Genomic DNA, 21914 nt, shown 5'->3' on the forward strand with positions numbered 1-21914 from the left:
TTCTGCGTGCTTGTGGGTGGACCCGGAAGCTAGTGGGTAGCCCCGGGGGAAGGAAAAATCCGCGAGTCGGGTTACCTTTCAGATCTGTGCCGGCTCCCGGCAGGGGGAATTGCAAGCGAACAGCGAGGTAGGAAGCAGCGTGCCAGCCAACAACGGCAGCGCCGGCGGAACACGCCTGGTGATCGTGGAGTCGCCCGCCAAGGCCAAGACGATCGAGCGGTACCTCGGCGCCGGCTACGTCGTCGAGTCCAGCATCGGCCATATCCGCGACCTGCCTGAGCGGGCCGACGACATCCCCGAGAAGTTCAAGGGGGAGACGTGGGCACGCCTTGGCGTCAACGTGGAGCACGACTTCGAGCCGCTGTACGTCGTCAACCCCGACAAGCGCTCGCAGGTGAGCAAGCTCAAGCAGCTGCTCAAGGACGCCGACGAGCTCTACCTGGCCACTGACGAGGACCGCGAGGGCGAGGCGATCGCCTGGCACCTGCGTGAGGTGCTCAAGCCGCGGGTGCCGGTGCACCGCATGGTGTTCCACGAGATCACCCCGCAGGCGATCCGCAACGCCGTGGCCAACCCGCGCGACCTCAACCTGCGCCTGGTCGACGCCCAGGAGACCCGCCGCATCCTCGACCGCCTCTACGGCTACGAGGTCAGCCCGGTCCTGTGGAAGAAGGTCAAGCCGAGGCTGTCGGCGGGGCGTGTCCAGTCGGTGGCGACGCGGCTGGTGGTCGAGCGCGAGCGCGAGCGCATGGCGTTCACGGCCGCCCATTACTGGGACCTCCAGGCGCTGTTCGACACCGGCAAGGCCGAGGAGCGGCCGCGCGACTTCACCGCCACGCTGACCGGCGTCGACGGCAAGCGGGTCGCCCAGGGCCGCGACTTCGCCAGCACCGGCCTGCTCAAGAACAACGACGTGCTCCACCTGACCGAGGCCGCCGCGGGCGAGCTGGCCGGCCGGCTCCAGGGCTCGTCCTACGCGGTCAAGTCCGTCGAGCGCAAGCCGTACACCCGCAAGCCGTACGCGCCGTTCCGGACGACCACGTTGCAGCAGGAGGCCAGCCGCAAGCTGGGCTTCTCCGCCAAGTACACGATGCAGGTGGCGCAGCGCCTCTACGAAGAGGGCTACATCACGTACATGCGTACCGACAGCATCACGCTGTCGGAGACGGCCGTCGCCGCCGCGCGCTCGCAGGCCATCAAGCTGTACGGCGAGGCGTACGTGCCGGACAAGCCGCGCGTTTACAGCGGCAAGGTGAAGAACGCGCAGGAGGCGCACGAGGCGATCAGGCCGTCGGGCGAGCAGTTCCGCACGCCCGGCGAGACGGGGCTGACGGGCGACAAGTTCCGGCTGTACGAGCTGATCTGGCAGCGCACGGTGTCGTCGCAGATGAAGGACGCCGTCGGCGAGTCGGTCACGGTCAAGGTGGGCGGCAGGTCGTCGGCGGGCGAGGACGTCGAGTTCACCGCCTCCGGCCGGACGATCACGTTCTACGGCTTCCTCAAGGCGTACGTGGAGGGTCACGACGACCCGTCGACCGACCGTGACGACTCCGAGAAGCGGCTGCCCAACCTGGCCGAGGGCGACGCGCTGAGCGCGACCCGGCTGGACGTGGCGGGTCACTCGACCAAGCCGCCGGCCCGCTACACCGAGGCGTCGCTGGTCAAGGAGCTGGAGGACCGCGAGATCGGCCGCCCGTCGACCTACGCGTCGATCATCGGCACGATCCTCGACCGCGGCTACGTGTTCAAGAAGGGCACCGCGCTGGTGCCCTCCTTCCTGGCGTTCGCCGTGGTCAACCTGCTGGAGCAGCATTTCGGCAACCTGGTCGACTACGACTTCACGGCCGACATGGAGAAGGTGCTCGACGACATCGCCAACGACCGGGCGGAGCGGGTGCCGGAGCTGCAGCGCTTCTACTTCGGCGGCGACGGTGACGAGGGCCTGAAGGAGATGGTCACCGACCTGGGCGACATCGACGCCAAGGAGATCAGCTCGTTCCCGATCAGGGGCACCGACATCGTCATCCGCGTCGGCCGCTACGGTCCGTACCTGGACCGCGACGGCGCCCGGGTCAACGTGCCCGAGGACATGACGCCCGACGAGCTGACCGCCGAGAAGGCCGAGGAGCTGTTCTCGCGCCCGACCGGCGACCGTGAGCTGGGCCGCGACCCGGTGAGCGGGCACATGATCGTGGCCAAGGACGGGCGGTTCGGCCCGTACGTGACCGAGATCCTGCCGGAGGAGGCGCCGCCTGCCGAGGGCGCCCCGAAGAAGCGGACGAAGAAGGCGGACGCCCCCAAGCCGCGCACCAGCTCGCTGTTCAAGACGATGTCGCTCGACACGATCACGCTGGATGACGCGCTGCGGCTGCTGACGATCCCGCGCGAGGTGGGCGAGCTCGACGGCGAGCCGGTGGTGGCGCACAACGGGAAGTTCGGCCCGTACCTGAAGAAGGGCACCGATTCGCGCTCGCTCGGGTCGGAGGAGGACCTGCTGACGGTCACGATCGAGCAGGCGAAGGAGCTGTTCGCGCAGCCGAAGCAGCGTGGCAGGGGCCGGGCCGCGGCCGCGGCGCCGCTGCGCGAGCTGGGCGAGGACCCCAACTCCAAGAAGCCGGTCGTGGTCAAGGAGGGTCGTTTCGGGCCGTACGTGACCGACGGCGAGACCAACGCCTCGCTGCGCAAGGGCGACACGGTCGAGGAGATCACGATCGAGCGGGCGGCGGAGCTGCTGGCCGAGCGGCGTGAGCGGGCGCCCGCGCCGAAGAAGACGACGAAGAAGGCGCCGGCCAAGAAGGCCCCCGCCAAGACGGCCGCGAAGAAGCCCGCCGCCAAGTCCTGAGAGCCCTCTCAGCGGCCGTACGCGGGCTTGATTGCGCGCTCGTAGCATGACGGCGTGCTCTTCGTCTTCTTCATGGTGGCTCTGGTCGCGGCCGTCCACTATTACTTGTGGCACCGGCTCGTCCGCTCCACCACCGGGCCGGGGAGGCTGCGCAGGGGCCTGAGCTTCGTGGTGGCGGGGCTGTTCGTGCTCGTGGTGGCGACCTTCGTGGCCTCGCGCATGGAGGCGTTCCACTGGCTGGCGTGGCCGGGCTATCTGTGGATCGCGGTGATGTTCTACCTGGTCGTGTTCCTCGTGGTGCTGGAGGTGCCGCGGGCGGTGGCGGCGCTGGTGATGCGCCGTCGCGGGAGGCGTCCGGCGCCGGTGGCGGAGCTGGTGCCCGCCGGGGCGGGGCCGTCGGGGCTCTCCGAGGAGCCCGGGCCCGCCGCCGACGGCATGAGCAGGCGGCTCTTCCTGGGACGGGCCACCGCCGCGGTCGCGGGCGTCGGGGCGCTGGGCACGGTCGGCTACGGCGCGTCGGCGGCGCTGGGCGACCCGGTGATCGAGCCGGTCAGGGTGACGCTGCCGGGGCTCGACCAGCGGCTGCGCGGGCTGCGGTTCGCCGTGGTGAGCGACATCCACCTGGGGCCGCTGACCGGGATCGGGCACACCGAGCGGATCGTGCGCATGATCAACGGCCTGGAGCCCGACGTGGTGGCGATCGTCGGCGACCTGGTCGACGGCTCGGTGTCCGCGCTCGGGCGGCTGGCGAAGCCGTTCAAGAACCTCGAGTCCCGCTACGGGGCCTATTTCGTGACCGGCAACCACGAATACTTCACCGAGCAGGGGCCGGGCGAGTGGATCGAGGAGCTGGCCGACCTCGGCGTGCGGTCGCTGCGCAACGAACGGGTGGAGATCCGCCACCAGGGCGCGGTGCTGGACCTGGCCGGGGTGAACGACGTCAACGGCGTCACCATGAACGACGGGCCCGACTTCGCCAGGGCGCTCGGCGGGCGCGACCCGAACCGGGCCGCCGTCCTGCTCGCCCACCAGCCGGTGCAGGCGGACAAGGCCGCCGAGCACGGCGTCGACCTGCAGCTCTCCGGCCACACGCACGGCGGGCAGATGGTGCCGTTCAACCTGATCGTCCCGCTCCAGCAGCCCGTGGTGTCGGGGCTGGGCACGGTCAAGGGCATGCCGGTGTACGTGACGCGCGGGGCCGGATATTGGGGTCCTCCGGTGCGTGTCGGAGCGCCGCCTGAGATCACTATGCTGGAGCTGCGCTGACTTTACGCAAACCAGTGGTCACGCTGGGCTAATCTAGAGTAGTATCCGAACGGATACTACGGGAGGTGACGGATGAAGCCCGACGTCAAGTTCTGGGCGGAGCACGGCGCGATGCTGCTCAAGCACGCCCGCCACACGGCGCGGCTGCACCAGCAGCAGCTCGCCGAGGGCAGCGGCACCTCGCGCACGACGCTCTCGGCCTATGAGCACGGGCGCAAGTCACCCACCCTGGAGACGGCCGGGCGCATTCTCGACGCCGCCGGGTTCCGGCTGGCGCTGGAGCCGAAGGTGGAGTTCGCCGGTTCTGTGCCGAGTTGCCTGCCACGGCTGCCGGTGTCCGCGGCCCTGGGCATTGTGGCCCACGGCGACCGGGTCTACGATCTGGCCGACCGCGAGCAACGCCGCGCGGCCTATGCGGCGCTGCTGAGCGAAGGCCGGCCGCAGGACGTGCTCGATCACGTGGATGGGGTGTTGCTCGTCGAGCTCTGGGAAGATCTCGATCTGCCCGCGCCCGTCCGCACGGCCTGGGCGCCGCTGATCGAGCGGGCCAAGCGCGGTGACTGACGGAGCTGGGAGCGGAGACGGTGTCCATGAGCGGTGCACTCCCCGACACACTGACCGATGCGCTTACCAGCGCACAGCCGGTCATATCCGACTCGCCGCTCCCCCTGACCTGGATACGCTGACATCATGACCGTCCTTGGCCGCCGCCGACAGGCACACGTGCTGGCAAACGCGCCGTTCCGCCGGCTGTGGACTGCCATGTCGGTGTGCAGCCTGGGTGACTGGCTCAACATCCTCGCGCTGACCGCGATGGCCGGAAACCTCACCCAGGGCGACTACCGCACCCAGTCTTTGGCCATCGGCGGCGTGTTCGTCGCCAAGATGCTGCCCGCCGTCCTGCTCGGGCCGCTCGCCGGGGCGTTCGCCGACCGGTTCGACCGGCGGCTGACGATGTTCGCCGCCGACCTGGCCCGCTTCGCCGTCGTGCTGTCGATCCCGATCGTCGGCAGCTACCAATGGGTCATCGTCGCCACGGTCCTCGTCGAGTGCGTCAACCTGTTCTGGGTCCCGGCCAAGGACGCCACCGTCCCCAACCTGGTGCCCAAGGAGCAGCTGGAGTCGGCCAACCAGCTCAACCTGATGGTGACCTACGGCAGCGCGCCGGTCGCCGCCGCGCTGTTCGCCGCCCTGTCGGTGGCCGGCGACGTGGGGCGCAACCTCGTGCCGGCGCTGGCCGGGGTCGACGCCACCGCGCTGGCGCTCGTCGTCAACGCCTGCGCCTACCTGGTGTCGGCGTTCCTCATCTTCACGCTGCGCGACATCCCCAAGCGCGACGGCGCGATCTCAACGCCCTCGGTGCTCAAGCAGATCGTCGAGGGCTGGCGGTTCGTCGGCGGCAACCGGCTGGTGCGCGGCCTGATCATCGGCATGCTGGGCGCGTTCGCGGCCGGCGGCGCGGTGGTGGGCGTCGCCAAGATCTACGTGGTGGCGCTGGGCGGCGGCGATGCCGCCTACGGCGTGGTGTTCGGCGCCGTCTTCGTCGGCATGGCGCTGGGCATGTTCTTCGGGCTGCGGCTGCTGCGCGAGCTGTCGCGGCGGCGCCTGTTCGGGCTGTCGCTCATCGTGGCCGGGCTCGTGCTCATGGCCATCGCGCTCATCCACAACCTGGTGATCGTGGTCATGCTGACCGTGGCGCTGGGGGCGTGCGCGGGCATCGCCTGGATCATCGGCTACACGCTCATCGGCCTGGAGGTCGAAGACGGGCTGCGCGGGCGCACGTTCTCGTTCCTGCAGTCGACGGCCCGGGTGACGCTGCTGCTGGTCGTCGCCGTGGCCGCGCCGCTGGCCGCGCTGTTCGGCGAGCACCTGCTGACCTTCGGCGACCTGACCTACGAGTTCAGCGGCACCAACCTGGTGCTGCTCGTCGGCGGCGTGGTGGCCGCGCTCGTCGGTGTGCTCGGGCTGCGCCACATGGACGACCGCAAGGGCGTCCCCATCACCGAGGACCTGATCGCGGCGCTGCGCGGCGAGCGGTTCAAGGCCGGGCCCGCCGAGCACGTGCCGGGGCTGTTCGTGGCCTTCGAGGGCGGCGAGGGGTCCGGCAAGACCACCCAGTCCAGGATGCTCGCCATCTGGCTGCGCGACCAGGGCTACGACGTGGTGCAGACCCGCGAGCCCGGCGCCACCAAGGTCGGCATGCGGCTGCGCGCCATCCTGCTCGACGCCGCCGAGCGCGGCCTGTCGGCGCGGGCCGAGGCGCTGCTCTACGCCGCCGACCGGGCCGAGCACGTCGAGAAGGTCATCCGGCCCGCCCTCTACCGGGGGGCGCTGGTGGTGTGCGACCGCTACGTCGACTCCTCGCTCGCCTACCAGGGCGCCGGGCGCGCGCTCGACCCCGGTGACGTGTCCAAGGTCAACGCCTGGGCGACGGGCGGGCTGGTGCCGCACCTGACCGTGCTCATCGACACCCCGCCCGAGGTGGGGCTGACCCGGCTCGGCGGGGCCGCCGACCGGATCGAGTCGGAGCCGCTGGAGTTCCACGAGCGGGTGCGCAAGGAGTTCCGCGCGCTGGCCGCCGCCGCGCCCGAGCGCTACCTGGTCGTCGACGGCACCCTGGAGCCCGACGAGATCACCCGCGCCATCCAGGACCGGGTCCGCGAGATCCTGCCCGACCCGGTGCCGCGCACGTCCGAGGACATCACGGGCACGATGCCCGCCATCCGCGACTAGCCTTGACCCGTGGGTGTCTTCGATGACCTGGTAGGCCAGACCCAGGCGACGGCCGTGCTGTCGCGGGCCGCCGCGGCCGCCGCCGAGGCGGTGAGCGGCGGGCGCGGCGCCGGCATGACGCACGCCTGGCTGTTCACCGGTCCGCCCGGCGCGGGCCGCGAGGACGCCGCTCGCGCCTTCGCCGCCGCGCTGCTCTGCCCCGACGGCGGCTGCGGCCACTGCGACCAGTGCCACCAGGTGCTCATCGGCTCCCACCCCGACCTGGAGTGCGTACGCCCCGCCGGGCTGTCCTACAGCGTCAAGCAGACGCGCGAGCTCATTCTGCGCGCGGCGGGCGCGCCGACCCAGGGCCGGTGGCGGGTCATCCTGTTCGAGGACGCCGACCGGGCCACGGAGTCCGCCGCCAACGCCCTGCTCAAGGCCATCGAGGAGCCGCCGCCGCGCACCGTGTGGCTGCTCTGCGCGCCCGCCCCCGACGACCTGATGATCACCATCCGGTCCCGGTGCCGGCTCGTCACGCTCACCACGCCCGGCACCGAGGCCGTCGCGCACCTGCTGGCCACCCGCGACAGCGTCCCGTGGGAGACCGCCCAGTTCGCCGCCCGCGCCGCCCAGGGCCACATCAGCCGCGCCCGCGCGCTGGCGCTGGACGAGGGGGCCCGCCGCCGCCGTGAGGCCGTGCTGTCCATCCCCCGGTCGCTGTCGGGCGTCGGCGAGTGCGTCAGCGCCGCCGAGCGGCTGGTCAAGACCGCCGAGGAGGAGGCCGCCGCCGCCACCGCCGCGCTCAACGAGAACGAGACCACCGAGCTGCGCAAGATCTACGGCGAGGGCTCCACGGGCAAGGGACTCAACCGGGGCCTGGTCCGGGGCGGCGCGGGGGCGCTGAAGGACCTGGAAGACCGGCAGAAGTCCCGCGCCACCCGCATCAAGCGCGACTCGCTCGACGCGGCGCTGCTGGAGCTGGTGTCGTTCTACCGCGACGTGCTGGCCATGCAGTTCGGCGCCGGGGTCGAGCTGGCCAACGACGACCTCCGCTTCGACCTCGACCAGGTGGCCAAGGCGACCACCCCGGAAGAGACGCTGGGGCGCATCGACGCGATCATGCGCTGCCGCGAGCGCCTCGACCTCAACGTCAACCCGCAGATCGCGGTCGAGTCCATGATGCTGTCGCTCAGGGCGTGAAGCTCCGTCCCGGCGCGGCGCGTACTGTGGCAGGTACGTGTCCCCGACGCCGGTAGGAGGCGAGCACGAGCCCATGGGAATGATCATGGCCGTGAGCTTCACCCGCTACGGACGGCTCTACTACCTCGACCCCGGCCCGCACAGCCCCGCGGTGGGCGACAAGGTGCTGGTCCCGACCGACGCCGGGCCCGAGGTGGCGGAATGCGTGTGGGCGCCGCAGTACACCAGCGAGGACATCGACGGCCTGCCCGTCTGCGCCGGCCTCGCGGGCGAGGAGCACCTGACCCGCGACGAGACCAACAAACGCCGCAGGGCCGAGGCTCGCAGCGTCTCCAAACGCCTGATCAAACGCCACACGCTGCCCATGAAGGTGGTCGGCGTCGACTACCTCGACCAGGACAACGTCTACACCGTCTACTTCTCGGCCCCGCACCGCGTCGACTTCCGCGCCCTCGTCCGTGACCTCGCCCGCAACCTGCGCGCCCGCGTCGAGCTGCGGCAGATCGGCCCGCGCGACGAAGCCCGCCTCCAGGGCGGCATCGGCCCCTGCGGGCGCGACCTGTGCTGCGCGACGTTCCTCAAGGACTTCGAGCCGGTCTCCGTCCGCATGGCCAAGGACCAGGACCTGCCGGTCAACCCGCTGCGCATCGCCGGCGCGTGCGGGCGGCTGATGTGCTGCCTCAAGTACGAGCACCCGCTGTACGTCGAGACCCGCTACCGGATGCCGAAGAACGGCAGCCGCGTGAGCACCCCGCAGGGCGACGGCACGGTGGTGGGCCACAACGTACCCTCCGACACGGTGACCGTGCGGCTGGACGACGGCGGCAGGCGCTGCGCGTGCCCGTCGGCGTCGGTGTGCTCGCCGCGCATCCAGCACGACACGATGTACGGCAAGCCGTCAGGCGAGGAGGAGAGCTAGCCCGTCACGCCTCGGCCGCGCGGTAGGCGCGTACGGTCTAGCCCGGGGACGACTCGGCGCGTTCGAGCTGCTCGTCCAGGGCGATGGCGGCGGCGATGAGCGCGAGGTGGGTGAACGCCTGCGGGAAGTTGCCGAGCTGCTCGCCCGACGGGCCGATCTCCTCGGCGAACAGGCCGACATGGTTCGCGTACGTGAGCATCTTGTCGAAGGCGTAACGCGCCTGCTGCAGCCGCCCGGCGCGGGCCAGGGCCTCGACGTACAGGAAGCTGCACAGGTTGAACGTGCCCTCCGAGCCGAGCAGCCCGTCGGGGGAGGCGGCGGGATCGTACCGGTAGACGAGGCTGTCGCTGACCAGCTCCTTCTCCATCGCGTCGAGCGTGCTCAGCCAGGCCGGGTCGCGGGGCGAGATGAACCCGACGCGCGGCATGAGCAGCAGCGACGCGTCCAGCACGTCGGTGCCGTAGTGCTGGACGAAGGCCTGCCGCCGGGGGCTCCAACCGCGGTCGACGATCTGGTCGAAGACGGTGTCGCGAACGCTCGTCCAGCGGGTGACGTCGCCGGGACGCGAGTAGGCGGTCGCCATCCGGATGCCCCGGTCGAAGGCGACCCAGGTCATCAGGCGGCTGTAGGTGAAGTCCTGGCGCCCGCCACGGGTCTCCCAGATCCCCTCGTCGGGGCGGTCCCAGGTGTCGGCCAGCCAGTCCAGCAGCCCGGCGAACGACCGCCAGCCGCGGATGCCGCCGATCTCCTGCGCCTGGGCCAGGGCGTCGGCGGCCTCGCCGTAGATGTCGAGCTGGAGCTGCCCGGCGGCGGCGTTCCCGGCCCGTACCGGCTTCGAGCCCTGGTAGCCCTCCAGGTGGCCGAGGACCTCCTCGGTCAGGTGCGGGTCCCCGTCGACCCGGTACATGATCTGCAACGGCTCCTCCGCGTCGCCGGCGGCGTCCAGGCGTTCGCGCAGCCACGTACGGAACGCCTGGGCCTCCTCGACGAAGCCGAGGTCGATCAGGGCCCGGACGGACAGGGAGGCGTCACGGATCCAGGTGTAGCGGTAGTCCCAGTTGCGCTCGCCGCCGATCTGCTCCGGCAGGCCCATCGTGGCGGCGGCGATCGGCGCGCCCGTGGGCGCGTACGTGAGGAGCTTGAGGGTGATCGCCGACCGGGTGACCATGTCGTGCCAGCGGCCGCGATACCGGGACGAGCGCAGCCAGTCGTGCCAGAAGGCGCGGCAGGCGTCGAAGCTGTCGCGCACCCCGTCGAGGGTCAGCGGCGGCACCGGCGGGCCGGCCTCACCGTCGCTGTCGCTGGTCAGGACGATCGCGGCGATCTCGTCGGCCTGGAGGGTGAAGTCGGCGACCACGTCCTGGCGGTCCTGCCCGTCCTGGCTGTCCTGGCTGTCCTGGCGCAGGACGAGCGGCCCGGCGGCCTGGAGGTGCAGGCTCGTGCCGGGGCCTTCGAAGACGGCTGACCGGTCGTCCAGGATTCTGAGAGCGTGCGGCGCCCGGCCGTAGTCGAAGCGCGGACGGCAGACCAGCGTGAACGGCAGGCTGCCGCGGACCACCCGGGCGACCCGGACGAGGCGATGCCGGGCCGACGGGGTGGCGGAGGTGTCCGGCACCATGAAGTCGGCGACCTCGCCGACGCCTCCGGGAGCCATGTAGCGGGTGACCAGGATGGCGGTGTCGGGCAGGTAGAGCTGCCGGACGGTCGCCCCCTCGATCCGGTCCACGTCGGCTGCCAGCCGGCAGTGCCCGCCGCGTTCGCTGTCGAGAATGGACGAGAAGAGGCTCGGGGAGTCGAACCTGGGCGTGCACCACCAGTCGACGGTGCCCGCCCCGGACACGAGCGCGGCGGTCTGCAGGTCACCGATCATGCCGTGGTCCGCGATCTGCGGGTAGCCGTTCATGATCCCTCCGTTGTGCGCCGGACATACCGAGCGACTGCTCCCCGAGGGGATGGAGCAGCCATTTCAGGCTAGCTCCCGGCATATCCCCCCATGTCATCAGGGGTGACCCGGCCACTAGAGTGCTCGCATGCGCCCCGCCGAACTCCTCCACCACCTGCGCCGCGAGTCAGCCGCCTTCCGCGCCTGCCTCGACGGCGACCTGTCCGCCCCGGTCGAGCACTGCGGCGACTGGACGCTGTACGACCTGGCCGACCACCTCGGCGGCGGCAACCTGTGGGCGGCCACGGCCGTGACCGAACGCCACGGCGACCACCAGGCCCCGCCCGCCCCGCGCGACGACCTCGGCGCCTGGTTCGACCAGACCACCGCGACGCTGCTCGACGTCCTGGACCGCGACCCGTCAGCCGAGGCGTGGACCTTCTACCCGCCCCACACGGTCGGCTTCTGGCAACGCCGCCGCCCGCTGGAGACGCTCATCCACCGCTGGGACGCCGAACACGCCCTCGGCCTGACCCCGGCCCTCGACCCGACGCTGGCCGGCGAGGGAGTGGCGGAGGTGTTCGACACGATGGCCTACCGCATGATCAACCGAGGCATGGCGAAGCCGCCCGCGCACGCCATCCGCGTCCGCGCCACGGACACCGAGCTGACCTGCGTCTACGGCCCCGGCGAACCGGTCGCCGAGATCGCCGGCCCGGCCGCCGACCTGCTGCTGATGCTGTGGGGCCGGCTGCCCCGCACCCACCCCGGACTGTCCTGGGAAGGCGACACCCCCGCCGCCCAGGCCGTGCTCGACGGACCGCTGACCCCCTGAGCCGATTCGGGGGTTTCCGGGGAGCGAGGACCCCTTGGGCTCCTGTAGACTCTTTCAAGCTGTACGGCACGCCGCCTTAGCTCAGTCGGCCAGAGCACTTCACTCGTAATGAAGGGGTCTGGGGTTCGAATCCCCAAGGCGGCTCCAGGTCAGAGGCCCTTCGCGATCGCGCGGAGGGCCTCTGAGCGTCTAACTGGGTGACTAAGAGGCCCAGGACCGTGAGATGCATGCGGCTACGTGAGTCAGATCGGGTCTCACTGTCTGTGGAAGCTCGGGTCATGTGGGATAAATGGGAGCGACGGGGCGAGCCCTCTGGCTAGGATTACCTAGGTGGGGGACGTTACCTTTCTTTCTCAGCGGGAGCCCGTAGATGAGTACGGGCGCGCTTTGTATGCCGTGGCTCGGTCGATAATCCGTGCCCAGCTTGACCAGCTCACAAACGACGACCTTGCCGATCTGAACTGTGATCGGATTGAAGTCACCATGCGGCAGCTTTCCAAGGTTGCTCGCCTTGAGCGTGACAAAGGTATGAGGGGGGACGGCTTCGAATGGGCAGTCCATGAGGCTGTCCTGGGGAAGGAACCTACAACTCTCGATCTACTTGCAACGGCTCTGGCGAGGACATCACCTCGGCTCTTCAAGGGAGCATCTGAGCCCACCTCGCTGCTGTTTGGCTACGAGCGCGCCAAGTATCTGGGATTTCTAGATGCGGTGGTCGAGAACGCCGGCGACGAGGCTGTTCTTCTGCCGGACGGGAGCGGGAGGCCCTTCGCCTTCGGCCCCTGGGTCACTGTGGCTGCGGAGGGTAAGCTCGCGGAGCCGCGTCTGCCTGAGCGTGTGCAACAGGTGTGGAAGACTGATCTGTTCTTGAGTAATGCCGAGTCGCTCAAGTACGCAGCTACCACCATCAAGAGTAATTGGAGGCAGCTGGAGCCTGGTCGTGGGCTGCGCATCGGCATTGTTCCGGAGGCCAGGGATCTTCCCCCTGGCGTTCGCTACGATACTAAGCTGCGAATGTGGATTGCGGCATTCCCTGACCCTAATGGCTTCATGGGTCTGTTCAACGATGCTTACGCAGCTGTGGCAGCTGCAGTGTGCACCTTGGGAAAGCATGAGCGCCCGCCATATTATTTGAAGCCGACTGCTAAGGGACAGCGGCTGCAAGCGCAGATAGAGAAGTATCCGACAGCTAAAGTGATTGATATTGAGGGTGCCCTGAACGAGGCGGCGCAGCAAAACCTGGTGGGTGTCGAACACAAGCTTGTTTCGGTTGAGGCGCCGCCGTGGCTGCACATGAACGAGAAGAGGACGGCCGTGATCGCGCCGCGTCCGAGTTTCGAGCCGCTTGACTGAGCCTGGCTTGTGGGGGACAGTACGGCTCCACAAGCCAGTCATGTCTTGAAGATTCTGTCCATGGCCACCGCGCCCTCCTGGAGCACGGGACGGATCTGCTTGCGGTAGACCAGCTCGGTCACCGCCGTGCTGCTGTGCCCGACCAGCCGTGAGATCTCCTCCAGAGGGATGCCTTGGTCTGAAAGCAGGGACACGAAGCTGTGCCGCAGCTCTCGGGGGTCCACTTGTCGGGGTCGAGGTCAGTCTTGGCGATGACCGCGCGGAACGCGCGTCGCACGTTGTGGGAGTCGAGAGGCGTGCCCACGGTCGAGGCGAACACGAGCCCGTGTTCCGTCCACCGATCGCCTGCCGCCTGCTTGTCCGCCTCCTGCTGTGCCCTCTGGACTTTGAGCGCTTCCACGCAGCGCTGCGGGAGCGCCAGAGTGCGCCGGGACTTTAGGGTCTTGGTGTCCCCGCCGGTACGGACCGACCGCCACACGGCCACGTACGGCGGTACGGCCGGGTCAGCGTCAGGAGCGCCTTCCAGGTCCACGTGGTCCCAGGTCAGCGCGCGGAGTTCTTCGGTGCGTGCGCCGGTGAGCAGGGCCAGCACCAGATACCCATGCATCCGGGTCCCTTCGGCTGCCTTGAGCACCGCGTCCGCCTGAGCCAGCGTGAGCGCCTTTGACGGGCGGCCTTCCTTGCCGCGAGGGACTGAGCAGAGGTCCACCACGTTGCGCTTCACCAGGTCACGGGCCATCGCACGCTTGACGGACCGGTTGAGGTAGGACCTGATCAGGCGAAGCGTGCTCGTGCTCAACGTCTTGGCTTTGTCCGCCAGCCACTTACCCACATCCTGTGCACTGAGTTCGCGACGCTTCCGCTTGCCGTGCCGCTCCCTTCGCGAGGGTCAGGCCGTCCTCGTAGTCCCTGAGCACCTCCTTCCGGATGATTCGGGAGGGCCTTTTTGATCTCCGTACAACAGCGCCAGACAGCCGATACCTATCGATGGACTACGGATTAGGCTGATCCGGTGGATGTGACTGCCCTGGAGAGCCTGCGCTTGGCGGGCGTGGTGGCAAGTCAGTTCACACATCGATCCGAAGCCCCGGTCATAGGCGAGGTCTGGCTCAGATTCGAGACGCTGACTGTCAACCTAGGTGTTGCCGCTGGCTGGGAACTCAGGATCGCCCCCGCGGAGCCCGGGGAGGGCTACGTGATGGAGGAGCTGGGCAGTCGCATGGATGTGATTACCGCTCCCGATGACGTTCCCTTCGTGAGGTATATCGGTCAGCGGTTGCGGTGCTTGGTCGAGGAGTTCGATGACTTCTCCGGCCAACGCATGCGCATGGCCTTCGAGTTCGAGGGTGGAGCTGTCATCGCCCGGAGTTGGGGAGGCGACTTGCAGATAACCCACGCCTAGAGCTTCGGCGGAGATCATCCACAAGCCGTGGGAATGACCCCCGCTGATGTGTTGCATGGCCAGGGTTCTGTGAGGCTAGAAATCCAGGCTGGCGTTGAGCTGGTCGAGCGCCGTGCGGGTCTCCGGGCTGGCGATCTGGGTGTAGACGTTCATGGTCACGGAGATCTGCGAGTGGCTCAGGATGCGCATGGCGACGCGTGAGTGGACGCCGCGGGCGGCCAGCATCGAGGCGCAGGTGCGCCGGATGTCGTGGACACGGATGTTCGGGACTCCGGCGGCCTTGGCGCGCAAACTTGAACATGCGGTTGCCACAACCAAGGCGCAGGACGCGACCTGGCGGTCTTCTACGCTCGCCACCGTATCTTCGCCTCTGGCCGGCTCGAAGGTGGCGCGGGCAGCTGGCCGTCCCATGCCTTCTGGGTCAGAATCCGCAACGGTGCACCACCGTCATAGCTGGGAGAGGGCCTCGCCCTTTCCCGGCTCCTCCACCATCGGAAGGTGAGCATGCAGTCGCCGACGCACCTGCACGATCTTCTGGCCTCGACCATCTTCACCGAGGGGCTCGATGACGAGATGGACCTATGGACGCTGGGATTCAGCGCCCTCTGGGTCAAAGGAATGGATCGCGACGCCGTCGCCAAGGCCTTCTCCCTGGACCTCGCCACCAGCACGCCGAGCCACCTGAACAAATTGCTCGACAACAGCGAGGAAGGCGGGCCCACCTGGGTGGGCGAGGCCGGAGGGTGGACCTGCGTCATTCCGGGGCCGACCGACGACGATTTCCTGGTGCCATTGACGGCGGGTGGGCGGGAGGCGCTCTGCTTCAGTATGGATATGGGTGGCCATGACCATTTCAAGTATTTGAAGGACGGGGAGGTGGTTGTCGCCTTCCAGCCCACCTGGCCCGACCCCGTGCACGGGAGCGATCCGCACGCGCTCGACCACCTCATGGCAGGGCTGCGTTTCCAGACCAGTGGTGACGACGTCATCGAGGATCGCGTGGACGAGGGCGAGAGCATCAGCTCCGTCCTGACGCTGATCGGCCGGATCACGGGGACGGACATCGCCGCTGACTGGCTCGAGGCGACGCACTCGCTCATCCACCCTCGCTAGTGCGTTGACCACGATGGTCCGCCAGGTGCGGATGAGCAAGCTGCTCAGGACGGCCCCAGTGTTGCCGGCGTTCGCTGCGGATGCGGGCTCGTCCGATGGCCGTGGACAGCGGTGGACTGGCAGCTTGGCTCCAGCTTGAAGCGGGTGTGCGCTAGTAGCTGTCGCTCCAGTGGTACCAAGGGCCCTGGATGTGCTCGAAGGTGGAAGCGACCGCCGGGTTGGAGTCATCGACCGGAACGTGCTTGGGGCTCCATACGTAGCCGTAGGGGTCCACACTGGGCCCGTTCTCGCCCACCTTGAAATAGACGCGGTCGCCTTCTCGGTAGACAGCTTGGAACTCAGCCTCTCCGATCTCCAGCGGCCCATTCGTCAGGCTGCTTTCTGGCCTCATCGTCTGGGCGACCTGTTCCATCTTGGCGAATGAACGCGTGACGCGCTGCTCCCCGCCCCACCCGCAGGACGTCAGCGATGCCAGGGCAACGAAGATGATCAGTAATCTCACGCCCCGATTGTCCCTGCCCGCGGGCGTCGCGGGGCGTGTGCTTCCATGACGCTATGGGAGCGGTTGTGACAAGCATCGTCGCGGTACTGGGCACTCTTCTCGGAGCCACACTGAACCACCTGTTAGCCGCACGAACGGCGAACCGGGCGGAACACCTGGCGAGGGCCGACAGGCTCAGGGCGGAACGAATGGACGCGTACTGCACTCTCGGGGGCGCACTCACCAACTACCGGCGCGGGCAGCTTGATCTTTGGTACGCGAGGCAGGAGAGCCCGGAGCAGTCGAGCTGGATCGAGCTGCGCCGGGAGGAGCAGCGGCTGCGGTCCGCGGCTCTGGAGGCGCTGTACCGGATGGAGCTCCTGACGGACGACGAGTCGCTCATCGCCAAGGGCTGGGAGGCGCTGCAGGCCGTCGACCGCATGAACGAGCTGGAAACCGGTGAGGAGCTGGATCGGCAACGGGCCGTTTCCAGGACGCTCATCGCTGCCTTCATCCGTGCTTCGAAGCCGTTCGTCGCCCTTCGGATCGATGGCCCGAAGAAGATCGATGGGTCGAAGAAGATCGAAGGGTCGAAGAAGATCGAAGGGCCGAAGAAATAAGCCTTGCGGTGGTCGGCATACCGGGAACATACCGGGCTCTCATAGGGTCCTCCGGTGCGCCTGATGATCGCCCTGATGCTGTGGCTCAGCCCGCTGCCGCCGGGGACGCAGCCGAGGTTCCCCGCGCCGCTCGACCTGTGCGCGATGGTCGACGCGGACCTGGTCAAGCGGCTCGTGCCCGGCGGTGGGAGCAGGCTGGAGGGACGGCACTGCGTCTGGACGAAGCCGGGCAGCGAGCTGGTGGTCAGGTGGGTCAACGACGACGGGGAGCCCTGGGACTACACCTCCGCGCAGGCTCATGAGGAGTATCGCAGGAGCCTGGCCCGCGACCTCAGCCCGGACACGTCACCCCGTTCCCTCTGGGTCAACGGCGAGTTCCGCGACCTGCTCGGCGGGCGGGCGCGGGTGGTGCGGGGCGTGGGGGACGAGGGCTATCTGCTCGACCACGTCGCGGCGAGCACGGAACGGGTGGAGCTCGTCAAGGTGGTCTTCCGGGTCGGCAACCTGCTGGTGGAGGTCGAGCACTTCGGGCCGGCGCCGGGCGCCCGGCGGCTGCGTCAGGGGGCGGTGGCGGTGGCCCGCCGGATGGCGGACGCGCTGGTCCGGGCGAGCCCGGCCGATCCGGCTGCCGCTCCGGTCGCGCCCGGCACGTACGCGGAGCCGCCGATCGCGTGTGCTGTGCTCAGCCCCGCGCAGGTGCGGCAGCTCGTCGAGCCGTCGACGTACGCGCGGGCCGGGAACTCGGCGACCTGTTCGTGGGAGAAGCCGAACGAGTCCTCGGACCGGCTGCAGCTGAGGCTGGAGTTCTGGGCGCCGCGGCGCGGCCCGGCGGGTGACGGCGTCGCCCAGGCGAAGGAGATGTTCGCCGGATGGCGGGACGACGACACGCGGGCTCTGGACCTCGCGGACGAGGCGCTGGCGTTCCGCGAAGGGACGCCGCAGGTTCCCGGCCCGCCGGTGGTGGTCTTCAGGAAGGCGAACCTGCTCGGGTACGTGCGGGCGGGCGACGAGGCCAAGGCCGAGCGGGCCGCCCGGTGGATCCTGGAGGCGCTGTCGTGATCAGGGTCGTGCTGGCCGTACTCGTGCTGCTCACCGCCGCCGCCTGCTCGGCGGAGCCGGCGCCGCCTCGCCCGACCCGGGCGGCGAGCCCGCCGCCGTCGGGGCCCGGCAGGTTCACCGGGGTCGTCGACCCCTGCTCGCTGCTCACGGCCGAGCAGGTGGAGCAGCTTGTCACGCTCGCCGAGCAGAAGTACGACGAGGGCGGGTGCACCTGGACCACCTCCGGCCTGTCGCTGAAAGGGCAGGCGGTCCACGAGCTCAGCGTCGGCGTCCACCTGGCCGCGGACGTCGCGGCGGCACACGCCTTCTTCGTCAGGCCCCCGGACTCCGCCTTCCCCGCGATGGCGGTCAGGGATCGGCCCGAACCCCACGTCGACGCGCAGGTGGGCGACGAGTCGTTCGTCCAGGCCCCGGCATTGGGGAGGCACGCCACGGTCCTGGCCTTCCGGCTCGGCAACGCGGTGGTCAACATCAACTACGGCTGGCGGGCGAAGCCAGGGCCCCGGCATCAGGAGGGGGCGCTGAAGGCCGCGCGGTGGATCGCCGAGGCGATGGACCGGCCCGCCCCCGCCGTCGCGGACCCGGCGGACGGGCGGTTCGCGGTGGCACCGTACGCCTGCTCGCTGCTGCCGGAGGGGGTTCCCGAGTCGGCGACCCAGTGCGGCGGGCTCAAGCTGCGGCTCGGTCGGGCATGGCAGGGGCGGAGCGGGATCGCCGTGGCCAAGGACATCTTCGCCTACTACCGGAGAACGCAGTGGCCCGAGAAGCCGGCCAAGCCGGTGAAGGGCCTGGGGGACGAGGCGTTCGCGGAACGCGACGGGGCCCGGTTGACGGTGTGGGTGCGGGTGAGCAATCTTGTCCTGGAGATCCCGTTCACGAAGGAGGACGGCAGGCTCACGCCGGAGATGCGGGACGAGGTCGCCAACGTGCTGAGCCGCCTGCCCGCCCGATAAAGCCGGCTGGTCGAGGGGCAACCGCGAGCCGGACTGGGCGCGTACATGGGAGCTTTCTAATGCCCGTGCCATGTACTGAGTGTTACTTGAAAACTACCATCAGTGCTGAACGATGGTCGTTCACGTACACACCCATGGAGGTTCAGTGCGTACATCTCCCCGCAAGCTCGCCGCAGTCGTCGTGGTCGCCGGTGGGCTGGTGCTGCCGGCGTCGGCCGCGCACGCGGTCGTCGACCCGAAAAAGATCTCGGTCCTGGATTCGGTCCAGCGGATCGATCCCGTGCTGATGGCCAACTGCACCACGGGGGGCGCCGCCGATCCGCTCGGAGCCGTGGTCATTCCGCCCGAAGTCCCGCTCGTGGGCTGCCTGACGCTCTGATCGTCCGCCTGGGCCCCTCGCGGTTGCCCGCGGGGGGTCGCTTCGCGTCCGGGGGCAATCTCGTTGATCGCCGAGTGGGTGGAGCCTAGGATGACGACTGCTCCGGGAGGTGAGCCGACCACATGTCTCATGCGAAGACGTCCTTCGTCTGTCTCCCGTGCCGCGCCTCGTACAAGCAGCCCTATGCCGGCGGCTCCGAGCGGCGCTGCCCGCGCTGCGCGGGGGTGCTGATCCACGTCGGGACGGCGTTCGCGGCGCCGAGGCGGCGTGACGTCGCGGCGTGGCGGGTGCTGTCGGTGCTGCTGCACGCGGGCGTGCGCTTCCCCCGGAGCTGCTGTGGCGGGCCCGGCTACCGGCCGCGCACGCTCGGGGAGGTGAAGGCGCGGATGGTGTACGCGCGCCGCACCGGGGAGCCGTTCGCGCAGGCGCTGGTGCGTCCCGACCTGCCATGAGCGCGCGTTACGACGACGTGCTCGGGCCGCTGCGCGAGGCGTACGACCGCAGCGCGCGGCAGCGGGACGCGAGCGGCAAGGCGGCGTGGAAGCAGGCCGAGCGGGAGGCGTTCCTGGGCCGGCTGCCGGACGGCGGCAGGCTGCTGGAGATCGGCGCGGGCACCGGCCAGGACAGCGTCTACTTCCGTGACCACGGCCTGGACGTGGTGGCCGTCGACCTGTCGCCGGAGATGGTCGCGCGGTGCCGGGAGAAGGGGCTCGACGCCCGGGTCATGGACTTTCTGGGCCTGGACTTCGCGCCCGCCTCGTTCGACGCCGTCTATGCGCTCAACTGCCTGCTGCACGTGCCCGACCGCGACCTGCCCGCGGTGCTGGAGGCGATCCACCGGGTGATGCGGCCGGGCGGGCTGTTCTTTCTCGGGGTCTACGGCGGGGGCAGCCTGACCGGGGAGGGGGAGTTCGCGGACGACGAGCAGTGGCCGCCCCGGTTCTTCTCGTTCCGGAGCGACGAGGAGCTGGTGGAGCGGGCGAGCCGGGTCTTCGAGGTCGTGGACTTCCATGCCGTCGGTGCGGACCACTCCCGGTTCCAGTCGCTGACCTTGCGTGCGTGAAGACCCGGCCCGGCGTCAGCAGGCGCTGTGGAGGGCCACCGCGTCGATGCGCTTGCCGAAGTTGGTGTCGTACGCCTGCGCGTAGTCGCCGATGTTGACCTTGCGGAACTCGCGGGGGTCGTAGTCGATGAAGCAGCCCCGGACGTTGGCGTAGAAGGAATAGACGTGGTCGTGGAGGTTGGGCGGCATGTCGCGGTAGCCGTTGGAGGGCATCCAGCGCCAGGGGGTGCCCCGGTAGTCGCGGTCGTGCCAGAAGCAGATCTCGCCGGCCGCGCACTGGGCCGCGGCGCGCTGGAGCGCCGCTGCCTGCTGGACGGCGGCGTTGGCGGGGGCGGCGACGCCGCTGGCGGGCAGCGCGACGGCGGCGCAGAGCGCGACGGCGGCGGCTCGCTTGGTGAATGCCTTCATCAGAGACCCTTTCGGTCCGGGGACGACCTCTAACACCCTCAGTAAGGCAGTGATTACTTATCGTAGTCAAGCCCTGCCCGTGGACGGAGGGCTGCCGGCGTGTAAGGCTGGCGTGACATGAGGTACGTCTTAGCGGCCCTGGGACTCCTGCTGGCGGTCGCCTGCGGGCCGGGTGAGGCCGCGGCGCCTCCGGTCAACGCCGACGACGTGATGTTCGTGCAGATGATGGTGCAGCACCACCGGCAGGGCATCGAGATCGCCAAGGTCGGCGCCGACAGGGCGACCACGCCGGAGCTGAAGACGCTGACCGAGGCCATCGCCACCACGCAGCAGAGCGAGGTCGAGATGATGCTGCGCTGGCTGCACGCCTGGGGGCAGCCGCTGACGCCGCCCGACGGGGCGCACGACCATCACGGCGGGCTGCCGGAGACCGAGCAGAAGAAGATCGACGCGCTCCGGAGGGCGAAGGATCCGGAGCCGGAGTTGATGGCGCTGCTGATCGCGCATCAGGGCGACGCGGCGCGGATGGCCGGGACCGAGGTGCTCGACGGCGCCAATCCCGAGGTCATGCGGTGGGCGGCGCAGGTGCAGGCGTCACGCAGGGAGCAGATCGAGCAGTTGCGCAAGCTGCTCGAACGCTGAGAACCGGAAAAGTCGGCACTCCGTCATAGACGCCGTCCCGGAAAAGTGATTAGATCACTTGATATGTCCGAGGTAGCACGGCCCACTCTCTCCGACGCTCTCACCGAGCGCATGCTGGAGCTCATCCACGCGGGCGGGCACCGGCCGGGTGACCGGCTGCCATCCACCAGGGAGCTCTCCCAGCGCTTCGCCGTCACCACCCCGACGCTGCGCGAGGCGCTGCGCAGGCTGGAGGCCACCGGGGCCATCGAGCTGCGGCACGGCTCCGGCATCTATGTCGGGGCGGCGATCGAGCGGCTCGTGCTGCCCAACCCCAACATGCGCGAGATGCACGGCGCCCAGCTCCTCGACCTGCTGGACGCCCGGATCGTCATCGAGCCGCCGCTGGCGGCGATGGCGGCCGAACGCGGCTCGCCCGAGGAACTGGCCGCGCTCAAGCGGGTGCTCGCCGCCGCCGGCGACCACCTGCGCGGCCAGGACGCCGAGCTGCACGACGCCAACATGACCTTCCATCGGGCCGCCGCCCGGATGGCGGGCAACAGCGTGCTGCACGAGGTCGTGGACTCGCTGCTCACGATCCACGGGCCGGAGCAGCGCCAGATCCTGCAGATCTTCGACGACCGCCGCCGCGACTACGACGAGCACCTGTCGATCCTGGAGGCCATCGAGGCGGGCGACGCCGCGCTGGCCGGGGAGCGCATGCGGGCCCATCTGGTGGACGTGAAGACGGTCATCGAGCAGCGGTTGCACAACCCCCCCAAATGATCAAGGAGGCCGGGAAC

The 21914-nt window shown here is 69.5% G+C and carries 23 protein-coding genes and 1 tRNA gene; 19 read left to right on the top strand and 5 right to left on the bottom strand.

Annotation, left to right across the window (positions count from 1 at the left end; translation table 11 throughout):
• Positions 1-139 precede the first annotated feature (139 nt).
• The 6 genes from topA to ricT all read left to right on the top strand — a co-directional run bounded on the left by topA (position 140) and on the right by ricT (position 8942).
• Entirely contained in the window at positions 140-2842 is a 2703-nt protein-coding gene (topA, locus tag AB0J53_RS11375) for a type I DNA topoisomerase (RefSeq protein WP_364171124.1), read from the top strand.
• Positions 2843-2896: 54 nt separating this feature from the next.
• The gene (locus tag AB0J53_RS11380) at positions 2897-4108 is read left to right on the top strand and encodes a metallophosphoesterase (RefSeq protein WP_364171126.1); all 1212 of its coding nucleotides are present in this window, start codon (positions 2897-2899) and stop codon (positions 4106-4108) included.
• Between the two features lie 72 nt (positions 4109-4180).
• The gene (locus AB0J53_RS11385) at positions 4181-4672 is read left to right on the top strand and encodes a helix-turn-helix transcriptional regulator (RefSeq protein WP_364171128.1); all 492 of its coding nucleotides are present in this window, start codon (positions 4181-4183) and stop codon (positions 4670-4672) included.
• A gap of 126 nt (positions 4673-4798) precedes the next feature.
• A complete protein-coding gene (tmk, locus tag AB0J53_RS11390) occupies positions 4799-6841 on the top strand; it encodes a dTMP kinase (protein WP_219517550.1) in 2043 nt (680 codons plus the stop codon).
• A gap of 9 nt (positions 6842-6850) precedes the next feature.
• Entirely contained in the window at positions 6851-8023 is a 1173-nt protein-coding gene (locus AB0J53_RS11395) for a DNA polymerase III subunit delta' (protein ID WP_357583038.1), read from the top strand.
• Between the two features lie 79 nt (positions 8024-8102).
• A complete protein-coding gene (gene ricT, locus AB0J53_RS11400) occupies positions 8103-8942 on the top strand; it encodes a regulatory iron-sulfur-containing complex subunit RicT (RefSeq protein WP_364171979.1) in 840 nt (279 codons plus the stop codon).
• Positions 8943-8979: 37 nt separating this feature from the next.
• Here the strand turns inward: ricT and AB0J53_RS11405 are convergent, their stop codons facing one another.
• Positions 8980-10845: a glycoside hydrolase family 15 protein gene (locus tag AB0J53_RS11405; RefSeq protein ID WP_364171131.1), complete on the bottom strand. Its 1866-nt coding sequence runs from the start codon at positions 10843-10845 to the stop codon at positions 8980-8982.
• A gap of 127 nt (positions 10846-10972) precedes the next feature.
• On the opposite strand from AB0J53_RS11405, the gene AB0J53_RS11410 reads away from it, so the two are divergent.
• The 3 genes from AB0J53_RS11410 (at position 10973) to AB0J53_RS11420 (ending at position 13012) form a co-directional block, all read left to right on the top strand.
• The gene (locus tag AB0J53_RS11410; RefSeq protein WP_364171133.1) at positions 10973-11659 is read left to right on the top strand and encodes a maleylpyruvate isomerase family mycothiol-dependent enzyme; all 687 of its coding nucleotides are present in this window, start codon (positions 10973-10975) and stop codon (positions 11657-11659) included.
• A 70-nt stretch (positions 11660-11729) separates the two neighbouring features.
• Positions 11730-11806, top strand: a tRNA-Thr gene (locus AB0J53_RS11415).
• 183 nt (positions 11807-11989) lie between these two features.
• A complete protein-coding gene (locus tag AB0J53_RS11420) occupies positions 11990-13012 on the top strand; it encodes a hypothetical protein (RefSeq protein ID WP_364171135.1) in 1023 nt (340 codons plus the stop codon).
• Between the two features lie 118 nt (positions 13013-13130).
• Here AB0J53_RS11420 and AB0J53_RS11425 read toward each other — a convergent pair whose 3' ends face one another.
• Positions 13131-13811 carry a tyrosine-type recombinase/integrase gene (locus tag AB0J53_RS11425; RefSeq protein ID WP_364171137.1) on the bottom strand — a complete coding sequence of 227 codons (681 nt, stop codon included), beginning with the start codon at positions 13809-13811 and terminating at the stop codon, positions 13131-13133.
• A 213-nt stretch (positions 13812-14024) separates the two neighbouring features.
• Here AB0J53_RS11425 and AB0J53_RS11430 point away from each other — a divergent pair, with 213 nt between their 5' ends.
• Positions 14025-14414 (top strand): hypothetical protein, encoded by a 390-nt coding sequence (locus AB0J53_RS11430; protein ID WP_364171139.1) that lies wholly within the window; start codon positions 14025-14027, stop codon positions 14412-14414.
• Positions 14415-14489: 75 nt separating this feature from the next.
• Here AB0J53_RS11430 and AB0J53_RS11435 read toward each other — a convergent pair whose 3' ends face one another.
• Entirely contained in the window at positions 14490-14825 is a 336-nt protein-coding gene (locus tag AB0J53_RS11435) for a tyrosine-type recombinase/integrase (RefSeq protein ID WP_364171141.1), read from the bottom strand.
• Positions 14826-14918: 93 nt separating this feature from the next.
• Here AB0J53_RS11435 and AB0J53_RS11440 point away from each other — a divergent pair, with 93 nt between their 5' ends.
• Positions 14919-15527, top strand: a complete 609-nt coding sequence (locus AB0J53_RS11440) for a DUF6461 domain-containing protein (protein ID WP_364171980.1) — start codon at positions 14919-14921, stop codon at positions 15525-15527.
• 151 nt (positions 15528-15678) lie between these two features.
• Here the strand turns inward: AB0J53_RS11440 and AB0J53_RS11445 are convergent, their stop codons facing one another.
• Entirely contained in the window at positions 15679-16029 is a 351-nt protein-coding gene (locus tag AB0J53_RS11445; RefSeq protein ID WP_364171143.1) for a hypothetical protein, read from the bottom strand.
• Between the two features lie 65 nt (positions 16030-16094).
• On the opposite strand from AB0J53_RS11445, the gene AB0J53_RS11450 reads away from it, so the two are divergent.
• The 6 genes from AB0J53_RS11450 to AB0J53_RS11475 all read left to right on the top strand — a co-directional run bounded on the left by AB0J53_RS11450 (position 16095) and on the right by AB0J53_RS11475 (position 20082).
• Entirely contained in the window at positions 16095-16628 is a 534-nt protein-coding gene (locus tag AB0J53_RS11450; protein ID WP_364171145.1) for a hypothetical protein, read from the top strand.
• 54 nt (positions 16629-16682) lie between these two features.
• A complete protein-coding gene (locus AB0J53_RS11455) occupies positions 16683-17687 on the top strand; it encodes a hypothetical protein (protein ID WP_364171147.1) in 1005 nt (334 codons plus the stop codon).
• Positions 17684-18640 carry a hypothetical protein gene (locus AB0J53_RS11460; protein WP_364171148.1) on the top strand — a complete coding sequence of 319 codons (957 nt, stop codon included), beginning with the start codon at positions 17684-17686 and terminating at the stop codon, positions 18638-18640. The genes AB0J53_RS11455 and AB0J53_RS11460 overlap by 4 nt, the downstream gene beginning before the upstream one ends.
• 145 nt (positions 18641-18785) lie before the next feature.
• The gene (locus AB0J53_RS11465; RefSeq protein WP_219501299.1) at positions 18786-19019 is read left to right on the top strand and encodes a hypothetical protein; all 234 of its coding nucleotides are present in this window, start codon (positions 18786-18788) and stop codon (positions 19017-19019) included.
• Positions 19020-19141: 122 nt separating this feature from the next.
• Entirely contained in the window at positions 19142-19471 is a 330-nt protein-coding gene (locus AB0J53_RS11470; protein ID WP_246644216.1) for a hypothetical protein, read from the top strand.
• A complete protein-coding gene (locus AB0J53_RS11475; RefSeq protein WP_364171151.1) occupies positions 19468-20082 on the top strand; it encodes a class I SAM-dependent methyltransferase in 615 nt (204 codons plus the stop codon). Before AB0J53_RS11470 ends, AB0J53_RS11475 begins: the two co-directional genes overlap by 4 nt.
• Before the next feature lie 15 nt (positions 20083-20097).
• Here AB0J53_RS11475 and AB0J53_RS11480 read toward each other — a convergent pair whose 3' ends face one another.
• A complete protein-coding gene (locus tag AB0J53_RS11480; RefSeq protein ID WP_219501304.1) occupies positions 20098-20490 on the bottom strand; it encodes a peptidase inhibitor family I36 protein in 393 nt (130 codons plus the stop codon).
• A 117-nt stretch (positions 20491-20607) separates the two neighbouring features.
• Between AB0J53_RS11480 and AB0J53_RS11485 the strand changes: the two genes are divergently transcribed.
• Both AB0J53_RS11485 and AB0J53_RS11490 read left to right on the top strand, forming a co-directional pair.
• On the top strand, positions 20608-21132 hold the full coding sequence (locus AB0J53_RS11485) for a DUF305 domain-containing protein (RefSeq protein WP_364171153.1): 525 nt from the start codon (positions 20608-20610) through the stop codon (positions 21130-21132).
• 63 nt (positions 21133-21195) lie between these two features.
• The gene (locus AB0J53_RS11490; RefSeq protein ID WP_219501308.1) at positions 21196-21897 is read left to right on the top strand and encodes a FadR/GntR family transcriptional regulator; all 702 of its coding nucleotides are present in this window, start codon (positions 21196-21198) and stop codon (positions 21895-21897) included.
• Positions 21898-21914: the final 17 nt, after the last annotated feature.

The sequence above is a fragment of the Nonomuraea sp. NPDC049725 genome, assembly GCF_040674795.1.
Classification (GTDB): domain Bacteria; phylum Actinomycetota; class Actinomycetes; order Streptosporangiales; family Streptosporangiaceae; genus Nonomuraea; species Nonomuraea ceibae.

Bases quoted from the DNA above. Each gene is read 5' to 3' on its own strand.
- AB0J53_RS11385 (WP_364171128.1), top strand. From the start codon at position 4,181: ATGAAGCCCGACGTCAAGTTCTGGGCGGAGCACGGCGCGATGCTGCTC.
- tmk (WP_219517550.1), top strand. From the start codon at position 4,799: ATGACCGTCCTTGGCCGCCGCCGACAGGCACACGTGCTGGCAAACGCG.
- ricT (WP_364171979.1), top strand. From the start codon at position 8,103: ATGATCATGGCCGTGAGCTTCACCCGCTACGGACGGCTCTACTACCTC.
- AB0J53_RS11405 (WP_364171131.1), bottom strand. From the start codon at position 10,845: ATGAACGGCTACCCGCAGATCGCGGACCACGGCATGATCGGTGACCTG.
- AB0J53_RS11410 (WP_364171133.1), top strand. From the start codon at position 10,973: ATGCGCCCCGCCGAACTCCTCCACCACCTGCGCCGCGAGTCAGCCGCC.
- AB0J53_RS11435 (WP_364171141.1), bottom strand. From the start codon at position 14,825: ATGGGACGGCCAGCTGCCCGCGCCACCTTCGAGCCGGCCAGAGGCGAA.
- AB0J53_RS11440 (WP_364171980.1), top strand. From the start codon at position 14,919: ATGCAGTCGCCGACGCACCTGCACGATCTTCTGGCCTCGACCATCTTC.
- AB0J53_RS11470 (WP_246644216.1), top strand. From the start codon at position 19,142: ATGTCTCATGCGAAGACGTCCTTCGTCTGTCTCCCGTGCCGCGCCTCG.
- AB0J53_RS11475 (WP_364171151.1), top strand. From the start codon at position 19,468: ATGAGCGCGCGTTACGACGACGTGCTCGGGCCGCTGCGCGAGGCGTAC.
- AB0J53_RS11480 (WP_219501304.1), bottom strand. From the start codon at position 20,490: ATGAAGGCATTCACCAAGCGAGCCGCCGCCGTCGCGCTCTGCGCCGCC.
- AB0J53_RS11485 (WP_364171153.1), top strand. From the start codon at position 20,608: ATGAGGTACGTCTTAGCGGCCCTGGGACTCCTGCTGGCGGTCGCCTGC.
- AB0J53_RS11490 (WP_219501308.1), top strand. From the start codon at position 21,196: ATGTCCGAGGTAGCACGGCCCACTCTCTCCGACGCTCTCACCGAGCGC.